Origin of the sequence: Roseateles sp. (assembly GCF_036404855.1) — a bacterium.
Taxonomy (GTDB): Bacteria; Pseudomonadota; Gammaproteobacteria; order Burkholderiales; family Burkholderiaceae_C; genus Pelomonas.
Genome location: NZ_DASWYS010000367.1, coordinates 18,041 through 28,480, shown reverse-complemented (window position 1 = coordinate 28,480; position 10,440 = coordinate 18,041). Strand labels below are relative to the sequence as shown.

Below are 10,440 nucleotides of genomic sequence, written 5' to 3'. Positions count from 1 at the left end.
CCTCCAGCAGGCCGGCGGCCTGCAGCTGGTCATAGGCGGCGACGACGGTGTGCGGGCTGACGCCATGCTGGCGGGCGCAGTCGCGCACCGAGGGCAGGCGGGCGCCGGGCAGCAGCAGGCGTTCGCGGATGCGCTGGGCGTAGCGTTCGGCCAACTGGCCGGCCAGGGGCTCGCTGGCGCCGCGCTGCAGCGGCGGGTGTGTACCGGTGGGCATGGCAGTACAGATTCGTGGTCGAGTCGGCTGACTGTACTGGTTCTGTATCGGTTTCATGCCTCAGACTGATGCCATGTCCGGGTTAACCACGTCCTCCACCGCTCCCGCCACCACGTCGTCCGATGCGGCGCGCGGCATGCTGCTCGGGCTGGCCGGCGTCGTCATGTTCGCCCTCAGCATCCCGATGACGCGCCTGGCCGGCGGCAGCACTGTGGCGCCCCAGCTGGATCCGGCCTTCGTTGCCTTCGGGCGCGCCGCCGTCGCAGGGCTGCTGTCCATCGCCTGGCTGCTGGCCACCGGCGCCCGTCGTCCGCGTGGCGACGAATGGCGACTGCTCGCCTTCACGGCCAGCGGCGTCGTCTTCGGCTGGCCGTTGCTGCTGGGCTTTGCGGTGCGGCATGTGGACGCGGTACACGCCTCCGTCGTGTCGGGGGTGCTGCCGCTGGCCACCGCCGTCATCGCGGCCGGCGTGCTGCGCCAGCGGCCGAGTGCTGGCTTCTGGGCCTGCGCGCTGGCCGGCCTGGCACTCGTCGTCGGCTTCGCGGCCTGGCGCGGCGCCGGCGGACTGGAAATGGCGGACGGCCTGCTGCTGGGCGCCGTCGTCTGCGCCTCGGCCGGCTATGTCAGTGGCGCGCGCCTTTCGGGCGGCATGACGGCCGAGCAGGTCATCTGCTGGGTGCTGGTGATCAGCCTGCCCGTCACCTTGCCGTTGGCCGTGCTGGCGCGGCCGACGGCGCCGGTCGCGGCTTCGGCCTGGGTGGGCTTTGCCTATGTCTCGCTGTTCTCGATGTGGATCGGCTTCTTCGCCTGGTATCGCGGCCTGGCCCTGGGCGGCACGCTGCGCGTCAGCCAGGTCCAGGTGCTGCAGCCCTTTCTGTCCATGCTGTTCGCGGTGCCGCTGCTGGGTGAGCAGCTTGACGCGATGACCGTCGTCTTCGCCGTCGCCGTGCTTGCGGTCGTGTGGTGGGGCAAGCGGCAACCCATCCACTGAAGGAGAAGTTCATGGACGACCGATTCACGACCCGGCTCTCGCCCGGCCAGGCGCTCACGCTGGCCGCGGCGCGCGGACCGCGCCGCCTTGTCGTCACCCATGGCCGGTTGTGGCTGACCGTGTCCGGTGGCCTCGAAGATCACTGGCTGCGGGCCGGCGAGGGTCTGACGCTGGCGGCCGGCCAGGAAGCCGTCGTCGAGGCCTGGCCCGATGCCGCCTTCCAGCTGCTGCACCCCGCGCCGCCGCGGCGCGCGGCCGGGACTCCCGGCCTTGGCCGGCTGGCCGCAGCATGAAGACGCTGGGCGTGCTCGGCGGCATGAGCTGGGAGTCCACCCAGCATCTGTATGCCTTGATCAACCGCGGCGTCGCCGCGCGGCTGGGCGGCCTGCACAGCGCCCGGCTGGTGCTGCACAGCGTCGACTTCGCGCCCATCGCCGCCATGCAGTCGACCGGTCGATGGGCCGAGGCGGCCCGGGTGCTGGGCGACGCTGGCGCCGGCCTGCGCCGCGCCGGCGCCGAGGCGCTGTTGATCGCCACCAACACCATGCACATCGTCGCGGCCGAGGTCGAGCAGCTGGCCGGCCTGCCGGTGCTGCACATCGTCGACGTGACGGCCGAGGCCCTGCGTGCCGCGGGCGTGAAGCGCGCTGCCCTGCTGGCCACGCGCTTCACGATGGAGCAGGGTTTCTACCGTGAGCGCATGTGGGAGCGCTTTGGCATCGAGCTCATCGTGCCCGACGAGGCCGGCCGCGCCGAGGTGCACCGCCTCATCTATGAAGAGCTGTGCCGTGGCCGCTTCGAGCCGGCCTCGCGCGATGCGCTGCGCGCCCAGATCGTGGCGCTGGCCACGCGGGGCGCCCAGGCCGCCATCCTCGGCTGCACCGAACTCGGCCTGCTGCTGCCCGCCGGCGCAGATGCCGCGCTGCCCTTGTTCGACTCCACCGACTTGCAGGCCCGCGCCGCCGTCGACTGGATGCTAGGCTGACTCCTTTGAAATCCACCGTCACTCCATCATGAGCACCGTCTGGACCCAAGCCCGCCGCGCCGCGCGGATGAACCCATCCATCATTCGCGAGATCCTCAAGGTCACCGAGAAGCCCGGCATCCTGTCCATGGCCGGCGGCCTGCCGAGCGCGGACACCTTCCCCGTCGACGCGCTGAAGTCCGCCTGCGACCGCGTGCTGAGCCAGGCGCCGCGTGAAGCCCTGCAGTACGCGGCCAGCGAGGGCTTCGGCCCGCTGCGCGAATGGGTGGCGGCGCGGGTCGCGACGCTGGGCATGAAGGTCACCCCCGACCAGGTGCTGGTCACCAGCGGCTCCCAGCAGGGGCTGGACCTTGTCGGCAAGATCCTCTGCGACGCCGGCGCGCCGGTGGCCGTGGAGACGCCCACCTACCTGGGGGCGCTGCAGGCCTTCACACCCTTCGAGCCGTTGTTCACCAGCCTGGTGAGTGACCAGGAAGGCCCCCGCCCGGAGGCCATCGCAGCCCTGCCGCACGACGCACCCGGCACGCGCTTCAGCTACCTGCTGCCCAACTACCAGAACCCGACCGGCCGCGTCATGGGGACCCAGCGCCGCGTCGAGATCGTGGAGGCTTCGCGCCGCGCCGGCGTGCCCATCGTCGAGGACAACCCCTATGGCGACCTCTGGTTCGACGAGCCGCCGCCGGCATCCCTGTCCAGCCTGTGGCCTGAGGGTTCGCTCTACCTAGGCTCCTTCTCCAAGGTGCTGACGCCGGGCTTCCGTCTCGGCTACCTGATCGCGCCGCCCGAGCTCTACCCCAAGTTGCTGCAGGCCAAGCAGGCCGCCGACCTGCACACGCCGGGCTTCAACCAGCGCGTCGTCCACGAGGTCATCCGCGACGGCTTCCTGGACCGGCACATCCCCTCCATCCGCGCCCGCTACAAGGCCAACCGCGACGCCATGGCGGAGGCCTTGCGCGAGCACCTGCCGCCGGGCTGCGACTGGCAGTCCCCGCGCGGCGGCATGTTCTTCTGGATTCGCCTGCCGGCGGGCCTGGACGCCATGGCGCTGTTGCCGCAAGCCGTGGAAGCCGGCATCGCCTACGTGCCCGGCGCGGCCTTCTACGCGCACCAACCTGATGCACGCACGCTGCGCCTGTCCTTCGTCACGCTGACGCCGGACCTCATCCGCGAGGGCGTCGAGAAGCTCGGCCGCCTGCTGCACGAGGCGCTGGAGGTCGTCGCGGAGCCCGCGCCCTAACCCCCAAGGCTGACACATAGCTGAAGGCGGGGGAGATGGGGGCTCCCGGGTTTCCATATCCCCAAGTCGTTGCCGCTCTGGCATCGTATGCAATCGGTCCCGGCAAAGGCGCCGGGTGGATCGCACAACGAACGGAGACGAGGCAACGATGAAGCAGGTTTGGACAGCCGTGGCTGCAGCGGTATTTGCAGTGGGCGCTCAGGCGGCCGATCCGATCAAGATCGGGGTGGCAGGGCCTTTCACCGGTGGCTCCTCGTCGATGGGTGTCAGCATGCGCGACGGCGTGCGCCTGGCGGCCGAAGAGATCAACAAGTCTGGCGGCGTCCTCGGGCGCCAGATCCAGCTCGTCGAGCGCGACGACGAGGCCAAGAATGAGCGTGGCGTGCAGATCGCCCAGGAGCTCATCAACAAGGAAAAGGTGGCGGCCACCGTCGGCTATATCAACACCGGCGTGGCGCTGGCCTCTCAGCGTTTCTTCCAGGACGCCAAGATTCCCGTGATGAACAACGTGGCCACCGGCTCCGTCATCACCAAGCAGTTCGAGGACAAGCCCGAGAACTACATCTTCCGCAATGCTGCGCACGACTCCATCCAGGCGCCGATGATCGTGGAGGAGGCCATCACCAAGCGCGGCTTCAAGAAGGTCGCGATCCTGGCCGACAGCACCAACTACGGTCAGCTGGGCCGCGCCGACCTGGAGGCCGCACTCAAGCTCAAGGGCATCACGCCGGTCGCTGTCGAGAAGTTCAACATCAAGGACGTCGACATGACGGCCCAGCTGCTGAAGGCCAAGGAAGCCGGTGCCGAAGCCGTGCTGACCTACGGCATCGGCCCTGAGCTGGCCCAGATTGCCAACGGCATGACCAAGCTGGGCTGGAAGGTGCCGATGATCGGCTCCTGGACCCTGTCCATGGCCAACTACATCGACAACGCCGGCCCGGGCGGCGAGGGCGCGCGCATGCCGCAGACCTTCATCCAGGAGCCGACGACGCCGAAGCGCCAGAGCTTCATCATCAACTACCTGAAGACCTTCAACCCCAAGAACTCGCGCATCGACTCGCCGGTGTCCGCGGCTCAGGGCTATGACTCCATCTACCTGCTGGCCGCTGCCATCAAGCAGGCCGGCTCCACCGACGGCCCCAAGATCAAGGCCGCGCTGGAAGACCTGAAGACCCCGGTCGAAGGTGTGGTGACGACCTACAACAAGCCGTTCTCCAAGGGTGACCACGAGGCCATCACGGCCAACATCCCGGTCATGGGCGAGGTCAAGGGCCAGCGCGTCATCTACGCCTACCCGGACGACTTCAAGAAGGCCTCCGAGGTGCGACTGAAGGACCTGAACGCCAAGGGCGCGATGGAGCAGAAGAAGCGGCAGTGATTGAGCCGGCCCCCGGCCGGCTTCGCCGGCTCCCTCAAGGGGCGCTGCCCGTGGCCTGGCTCGGCCAGGCCCACGGCAGCCGCCGGGGAATGCAGTACTTATCCAACTTCTGACGGACTGACATGCAGATCCTGACCCAGCTCGTGTTCAGCGGCATCGCGCTGGGCATGATCTATGCCGTCATCGCGTTCGGCTACCAGCTGACCTTCGCGACCAGTGACACCCTCAACTTCGGGCAGGGCGAAGCGCTGATGCTCGGCGCCCTCGTCGGCCTCACGCTGGTCGGCTGGGGCGTCAACTACTGGCTGATGCTGCCGCTGGTCTGCCTCTTCGGGGCCTTCCAGGGTGCCGTCGTCGAGCGCATCGGCGTGCGGCCCGCCATCAAGATGAAGAGCGAGTTCGGCTGGATCATGTCCACCATCGCGCTGGGCATCATCTTCAAGAACGTGGCCGAGAACGTGTGGGGACGCGACGACCTGCGCTTCCCGTCGCCCCTGCCCGAGGCGCCGCTGAAGGTGCTGGGCGCCAACGTGCTGCCCATGGAGCTGCTGGTCATCGTCGGCGCCGTAGGCATGATGCTGGCCGTCGAGTTCTTCAACCGCAAGACCATCTACGGCAAGGCCGTCGTTGCCACCTTCAACGATCGCGATGCGGCCAAGCTGATGGGCATCAACACCGGCCTCGTCATCACGTTCTCGTACGCGCTGTCGTCTTTGACGGCCTCGTTCGCCGGCGTGCTGATCGCACCACTGACGCTGACCGGCGCGACCATGGGGGCCGTGCTCGGGCTCAAGGCCTTCGCCGTCGCCATCATCGGCGGCCTGACCAGCGGCATGGGCATCATCGTGGGCGGCATCATCCTCGGCGTGGCCGAGACGACGACGGGCTTCTACCTGTCGACGGGCTACAAGGACGTGCCCGGGCTGGTGCTGCTGCTGATCGTGCTGGCCGTCAAGCCCGCGGGCTTGTTCGGCAAGACCGCCATCAAGAAGGTCTGAGCCTTGAACCTCAAGAAACTGATCCTCGGCGCGCTCGCCATCGCGGCGCTGGCCGTCTTCCCCGTCGCCTCCGGCAACCCCTACTACATCCACCTGGTCGAGACCATCATGATCTACGCGATCGTGCTGTTCGGCCTGGACATCGTTGTCGGCTACACCGGCCAGGTCTCGCTGGGCCATGCGGGCCTGTTCGGCATCGGCGCTTACACGGCCGGCGTGCTCATCCTCAAGCTGGACGCGCCGGTCTACCTGACGCTGCCGGCGGCCATCGCGGTGTCTGCCGCCTTCGGTGCCGTGCTGGCGCTGCCGGCGCTGCGCGTGACCGGCCCCTACCTCGCGATGGTGACGCTGGCCTTCGGCACCATCATCCAGATCCTCATCAACGAAATGACCTTCCTGACCGAAGGTCCCATGGGCATCACGCTGACCAAGCCGACGCTCTTCGGCCATCCGCTGGACGAGACGGAGTACTACTGGCTGGTCATGGCCTGCCTGATCGCCTCACTGATCTTCGTGCACCGGGTGCTGCACTCGCAGCTGGGGCGTGCATTCGAGGCGCTGCGCGGCAGCCCGGTGGCTTCGGACTGCATGGGCGTGTCGGTCTACCGCTACAAGGTCTACGCCTTCGTCATCTCGGCGGCGCTGGCCGGCCTGGCGGGTTCGCTCTACGCCTATTCCGAGCAATACATCAGCCCCAACACCTACAACTTCGAACTGACGGTGATGTTCCTGCTGGCCATCATCATGGGAGGGCGCAAGACACGCACCGGCGCGCTGCTGGGCGCCACCATCATCGTTATGTTGCCCAAGCTGCTGGACGACCTGGAGATGTTCCGCATCGGCGCCGTTGCGTTGGCGGTCATCGTAGCGATCTCGGTCGGCGTGGCGATGAAGCGCGGCAAGATGACGGGTCAGCTGGCGGCCATCCCCGTGGTGGGCACCATCGCGCTGGCGGTGGTCTCCTTCAGGCTGGAGACCATGACCGACTGGCGCCTGTCCATCTTCGGCCTCATCACGCTGTTCGTCGTCTACTACCTGCAGGACGGCATCGTCGGCTTCGTGCGCAATGCGCTGAACCTCAAGGCCAGGCATGAGCGCGACACCACGGCGGCCCACGCTGCCGCGCTGACGCGTGCCAGCGTCGAGGGCGCGCCCGAGCTGCTGAAGGCCGATGGCGTGCTGATGCAGTTCGGCGGCCTGAAGGCGCTGAACAACGTGGACCTCGTCGTCAAGCGCGGCAGCATCCACGGTCTCATCGGCCCCAATGGTTCTGGCAAGAGCACGATGATGAACGTGCTCACCGGCATCTACCAGCCGACCGCCGGCACGGTGGTGTTCGCCGGCCGGGAGGTCAACGGCCGCACCTCGTCGGACATTGCGCTGTCTGGCATCGCGCGTACCTTCCAGAACGTGCAGCTGTTCGGCGAGATGACGGCGCTGCAGAACGTGCTCGTGGGGCTGCATCACAGCTTCAGGAGCAACCTCCTCGACATCGCGCTGCACCTGCCGCGCTATCTGCGCGAGGACCGCGAGCAGCGTGCCCGCGCCCATGCACTGCTGGAGTTCGTCGGCCTCGATGAGCTCGCCAGCGAAGAGGCGCGCAACCTGCCCTACGGCAAGCAGCGCCTGCTGGAGATCGCCCGTGCGCTGGCGCTGGACCCGCAGTTGCTGCTGCTCGACGAGCCCGCCGCCGGCCTGACTGCGCCCGACATCAAGGAGTTGCTGGAGATCATCCGCAAGATCCGTGCGGCCGGCGTCACTGTCATCCTCATCGAACATCACATGGACGTCGTCATGAACCTGTGCGACCGCGTCTCGGTGCTGGACTTCGGCCAGAAGATCGCCGAGGGCCTGCCCGCCGAGGTGCAGGCCAACGAGAAGGTCATCGAGGCCTATCTGGGAGGTTCGTGATGTTGGTGATCAAGAACCTCAGTGCCGGCTATGGCAAGGTCCAGGTCCTGCACGGCATCTCGCTGGAGGTGCCCAAGGGTCAGGTCGTCACGCTGATCGGCTCCAATGGCGCCGGCAAGACGACCACCATGCGCGCCGTCAGCGGCATGATCAAGCCCACCGGTGGCGAGATCACGCTCAACGAGCGTCGTATCGACGGCCTGGAGAGCTATCACATCGCCCGTCGCGGCCTCGCGCATTCGCCGGAAGGCCGGCGTTTCTTCGCGACCATGACCGTCACGGACAACCTGCGCCTGGGCGCCTTCCCGCGCTACACCGGCGAGCGGCCCAAGGGCGACATCGCTGGCGACCTGGAGCGCGCGCTGGAGCTCTTCCCGCGCCTGAAGGAGCGCCGCACGCAGCTGGCGGGCACCCTGTCCGGCGGCGAACAGCAGATGCTGGCCATGGCGCGCGCCGTCATGCTCAATCCCGAAGTCGTGCTGCTGGACGAGCCCTCCATGGGTCTCGCGCCGATCCTCGTCGACGAGGTCTTCCGCATCATCGAGAGCCTCAAGGCCCGCGGCGTGACCATGCTGCTGGTCGAGCAGTTCGCCGCCGCCGCGCTGAAGGTGGCCGACTACGGCTATGTGCTGGAGAACGGCCGCATTGCCGTGCACGGCCCGGCAGAGAAGCTGCGCAGCGACCCTGCCGTGCAGGCGGCCTACCTCGGCGGCGGTCACTGAGCGGTGCACGAGGGCTACCGCCTCGGCTTTGCGGCCGAGGACATCGACGTCGTCGCGGCTCACGCTTTCCTGACGCGTGCCTACTGGTGTGAGGGCATCCCGCTCGCGACCGTCGAGCGCGCCATCCGGCACTCGCTGTGTATCGCGCTGCATGCGCAGGGGCAGGGACAGGTCGGCTTCGCGCGCGTGGTCACGGACCGCACCACCTTTGCCTATCTCTGTGACGTCTACGTCCTTGAAGACCACAGGGGCAGGGGATTGGCTGATTGGATGGTTCAATCGCTGCTCGCCCACCCGGACCTGCAAGGCCTGCGCCGCTTCATGCTGTTCACGCGAGACGCCCACCCGCTCTATGCCCGTCACGGCTTCAAGCCGCTGGCGATGCCGGAGCGCGGCATGGAGGTCGTGCGACCGGGGATCTATCTCCCGACTGCACCTCCCCCTGCCACCGATGCCTGAACTCCGCCGCTTCGTCCAGGTCGACGTCTTCACCGCCACACCGCTGAAAGGCAATGCGCTCGCCGTCGTCGTCGACGGCGCCGGCCTGTCCGAGGCCGAGATGGCGGCTTTCGCGCGCTGGACCAACCTGTCCGAGACGACCTTCCTGTTGCCGCCCACCGACGCGGCGGCCGACTACCGCGTGCGCATCTTCACGCCCGGTGGCGAGCTGCCCTTCGCGGGACATCCGACGTTGGGCAGCGCCCATGCCTTCCTGGCCAGCGGCGGCGATGCGAAGAAGCCCGGCGAGGTCGTGCAGCAGTGCGCCATCGGCTTGGTGCGCGTGAAGCGCGACGGCAGCCGCCTGGCCTTCGCCGCGCCACCGCTCAGGCGCAGCGGTCCGGTCGATGCGGCCGTGCGCGCCCAGGCCGCGGCCGCGTTGCGCCTGCCGGCGCAGGCCCTGCTGGACGCCGTCTGGGTCGACAACGGTCCGGGCTGGATGGCCGTGCGGCTCGCGGATGCGGCGAGTGTGCTGGCGTTGCAGCCGGACTTTGTCGCGATGAAGGGGCTCAAGCTCGGTGTCGTGGGCACCCACCCGGCCGGCAGCGAATGCCAGTTCGAGGTGCGCGCCTTCGTGCCCGACCTCGGTGTGCCGGAAGACCCCGTCACGGGCAGCCTCAACGCCGGCCTGGCGCTGTGGCTGCAGGCCGCGGGTCTGGCCGGCGACCGCTACGTCGCCGCTCAGGGCGCTGCCCTCGGCCGTGCCGGCCGCGTGCATGTGCACCGTGATGGCGAGGCGACATGGATCGGTGGCGACGTGGCGCCGCTGATCCACGGGCAGGTGAGGCTGTGATGACCGAGGAGCTGTTCCGCGACGACGCGACGCTGCTGCATTGCGAGGCCGTGGTGGTCGCGCAAGGGGAGGGCGGCGTCATCCTCGACCGTACTGTCTGCTATCCGCTGGGCGGCGGCCAGGCCGGCGACACCGGCTGGATAGCCGCGGGCGGGCAGCGCTGGCGCATCGCCGACACGCGCAAGAGCAAGGAGCGCCCTGGCGGCATCGTGCATCTGATCGAGGGAGAGCTGCCCGCCGTGGGAGCGGCAGTGCGGGTCGAGGTCGATGCGGCGCGCCGCCAGGCGCACCGGCGCTTCCACACGGCAACCCATCTGCTGTGCGCGTTGCTGCCCTATCCAGTCGACGGCTGCTCCATCACGCAGACCTATGCACGGCTGGATTTCCACACTGACGAGCCCTTCGACAAGGATGCCATCCAGGCGGGCCTGGACCGGCTGGTGGCCGAGGCTCATCCGGTGGGGCATCGCTGGATCAGCGAGGAGGAGCTGGACGCGAATCCGGGCCTGGTCCGCTCCATGAGCGTGCAGCCACCCCGAGGTCTGGGCCGCGTTCGGGTGCTGGAGGTCGAGGGCGTGGACCTCCAGCCCTGTGGCGGCACGCATGTCGGCAATACCTCCGAGATCGGTGCGGTTGTCGTGACCAAGATCGAGAAGAAGAGCGCCAAGACCCGCCGCGTCGTCCTGGGATTCGCGGGCTGAGGCGGCTGGATA

Annotated in this window: 12 protein-coding genes; 11 read left to right on the top strand and 1 reads right to left on the bottom strand. The window is 68.4% G+C overall.

The annotated features are described in order from the left end of the window. On the bottom strand, window positions 1–214 hold a 214-nt coding region (locus VGF12_RS24710; RefSeq protein WP_331178704.1), incomplete at its 3' end, for a winged helix-turn-helix domain-containing protein. A gap of 73 nt (window positions 215–287) precedes the next feature. Between VGF12_RS24710 and VGF12_RS24705 the strand changes: the two genes are divergently transcribed. From VGF12_RS24705 to VGF12_RS24655, 11 genes are all read left to right on the top strand, one after another. Beyond that, complete coding sequence (locus VGF12_RS24705; RefSeq protein ID WP_331178703.1) at window positions 288–1,205, top strand: DMT family transporter; 918 nt, start codon at window positions 288–290, stop codon at window positions 1,203–1,205. Window positions 1,206–1,216: 11 nt separating this feature from the next. After that, window positions 1,217–1,498, top strand: coding sequence for a DUF2917 domain-containing protein (locus VGF12_RS24700; RefSeq protein ID WP_331178702.1), 282 nt, complete (start codon window positions 1,217–1,219; stop codon window positions 1,496–1,498). Then, the gene (locus VGF12_RS24695; protein WP_331178701.1) at window positions 1,495–2,190 is read left to right on the top strand and encodes an aspartate/glutamate racemase family protein; all 696 of its coding nucleotides are present in this window, start codon (window positions 1,495–1,497) and stop codon (window positions 2,188–2,190) included. The genes VGF12_RS24700 and VGF12_RS24695 overlap by 4 nt, the downstream gene beginning before the upstream one ends. A gap of 28 nt (window positions 2,191–2,218) precedes the next feature. Next, window positions 2,219–3,427, top strand: a complete 1,209-nt coding sequence (locus VGF12_RS24690) for a PLP-dependent aminotransferase family protein (protein ID WP_331178700.1) — start codon at window positions 2,219–2,221, stop codon at window positions 3,425–3,427. A gap of 148 nt (window positions 3,428–3,575) precedes the next feature. After that, window positions 3,576–4,805 (top strand): ABC transporter substrate-binding protein, encoded by a 1,230-nt coding sequence (locus VGF12_RS24685; protein WP_331178699.1) that lies wholly within the window; start codon window positions 3,576–3,578, stop codon window positions 4,803–4,805. 122 nt (window positions 4,806–4,927) lie between these two features. Further along, the gene (locus VGF12_RS24680; RefSeq protein WP_331178698.1) at window positions 4,928–5,803 is read left to right on the top strand and encodes a branched-chain amino acid ABC transporter permease; all 876 of its coding nucleotides are present in this window, start codon (window positions 4,928–4,930) and stop codon (window positions 5,801–5,803) included. A gap of 3 nt (window positions 5,804–5,806) precedes the next feature. Continuing rightward, entirely contained in the window at window positions 5,807–7,714 is a 1,908-nt protein-coding gene (locus VGF12_RS24675) for a branched-chain amino acid ABC transporter ATP-binding protein/permease (protein WP_331178697.1), read from the top strand. After that, a complete protein-coding gene (locus tag VGF12_RS24670) occupies window positions 7,714–8,436 on the top strand; it encodes an ABC transporter ATP-binding protein (RefSeq protein ID WP_331178696.1) in 723 nt (240 codons plus the stop codon). The genes VGF12_RS24675 and VGF12_RS24670 overlap by 1 nt, the downstream gene beginning before the upstream one ends. Before the next feature lie 3 nt (window positions 8,437–8,439). Next, a complete protein-coding gene (locus VGF12_RS24665; protein ID WP_331178695.1) occupies window positions 8,440–8,895 on the top strand; it encodes a GNAT family N-acetyltransferase in 456 nt (151 codons plus the stop codon). Further along, a complete protein-coding gene (locus tag VGF12_RS24660) occupies window positions 8,888–9,727 on the top strand; it encodes a PhzF family phenazine biosynthesis protein (RefSeq protein WP_331178694.1) in 840 nt (279 codons plus the stop codon). The genes VGF12_RS24665 and VGF12_RS24660 overlap by 8 nt, the downstream gene beginning before the upstream one ends. Then, window positions 9,724–10,428, top strand: a complete 705-nt coding sequence (locus VGF12_RS24655; protein ID WP_331178693.1) for an alanyl-tRNA editing protein — start codon at window positions 9,724–9,726, stop codon at window positions 10,426–10,428. Before VGF12_RS24660 ends, VGF12_RS24655 begins: the two co-directional genes overlap by 4 nt. The last annotated feature ends 12 nt before the right edge of the window (window positions 10,429–10,440 follow it).

Bases quoted from the DNA above. Each gene is read 5' to 3' on its own strand.
- VGF12_RS24705 (WP_331178703.1), top strand. From the start codon at position 288: ATGTCCGGGTTAACCACGTCCTCCACCGCTCCCGCCACCACGTCGTCC.
- VGF12_RS24700 (WP_331178702.1), top strand. From the start codon at position 1,217: ATGGACGACCGATTCACGACCCGGCTCTCGCCCGGCCAGGCGCTCACG.
- VGF12_RS24695 (WP_331178701.1), top strand. From the start codon at position 1,495: ATGAAGACGCTGGGCGTGCTCGGCGGCATGAGCTGGGAGTCCACCCAG.
- VGF12_RS24690 (WP_331178700.1), top strand. From the start codon at position 2,219: ATGAGCACCGTCTGGACCCAAGCCCGCCGCGCCGCGCGGATGAACCCA.
- VGF12_RS24685 (WP_331178699.1), top strand. From the start codon at position 3,576: ATGAAGCAGGTTTGGACAGCCGTGGCTGCAGCGGTATTTGCAGTGGGC.
- VGF12_RS24680 (WP_331178698.1), top strand. From the start codon at position 4,928: ATGCAGATCCTGACCCAGCTCGTGTTCAGCGGCATCGCGCTGGGCATG.
- VGF12_RS24670 (WP_331178696.1), top strand. From the start codon at position 7,714: ATGTTGGTGATCAAGAACCTCAGTGCCGGCTATGGCAAGGTCCAGGTC.
- VGF12_RS24660 (WP_331178694.1), top strand. From the start codon at position 8,888: ATGCCTGAACTCCGCCGCTTCGTCCAGGTCGACGTCTTCACCGCCACA.